This window comes from Neptunomonas sp. ABH4_499, assembly GCF_056160565.1.
Genome location: NZ_JBSWXK010000042.1, coordinates 1 through 850, shown reverse-complemented (window position 1 = coordinate 850; position 850 = coordinate 1). Strand labels below are relative to the sequence as shown.

Sequence of the window (850 nt, the reverse complement as noted above, 5' to 3'; positions counted from 1 at the left end):
TTTGATGTATTCAAACACATTTTATATCGCCGCACGAGCGCTCTCATGAGGCTGCTTTCCTTAAAGTTAGCCTCGTCCCAGCGCATTAATGCCTTATATCACCTTTGGTCGCTATTTTTTCAATGTTATGGACCATACAGTAAAGCAACCATTGCGCATTCACTTTTTCTTTTCCCCTTAGCGTAAACCGCTTTAGGCCTTTATTGCTCTCTAAGTTGCCGAACACCGGCTCTACCGTGCCTAACCGCTTACTGTAAATATGCCTACCCATCGGGCTGTCTATTTTATGCTTCATCCTTTCCATGTAACTCGGGGTAGCTTTTGCCGATTTAGGATAATAGCTAACCTGCCGACCTTCTTGCTGGTTTGGATTACGTAAGCACTGATGCTTTAACGGACACACCCGACATTCCTTTCGGTAACCTTGAAAGCGGATTACGGCCTTTCCTGCTACCTGCCCTTTTAAGCTAAGCCACATCTCTTTACCTGCAGGACATCGACACGTTTCACTGTGTGGGTCGTAGTCAAAGTCGGCGGGTATGAAACGGGTATGTTTTGTTCCTCGCTCTTTCCTTCGATTTGCTTGCTGCTGCGCATAGGTTGTGGAATCAATGAAGCGTGGATCTCTTTTCCTGAACTGGTTATCGGCTATGTATCCATCAATACCCCACCGATAGATCAGCTTCATATTGGCTTCACTATGAAAGCCACTGTCCGCGGTAATTTGAACCCTCTGCAGTATTCCATGCTCCGGTTTTCCAGGGGTTAACGATCGAATCCGTTTGTCGATTCCCGTGAGCATCGGCAACAGTGTGTGCTGTTCTTGACCTGCTCCGTAAGCCTGCGCATG

1 protein-coding gene is annotated in these 850 nt (G+C 47.1%); it reads right to left on the bottom strand.

Annotated elements, in window-relative coordinates; genetic code table 11:
- Positions 1-85: 85 nt before the first annotated feature.
- The coding region (locus tag ACXAF9_RS18150) for a transposase (RefSeq protein WP_475076830.1) at positions 86-850 on the bottom strand (765 nt) is incomplete at its 5' end.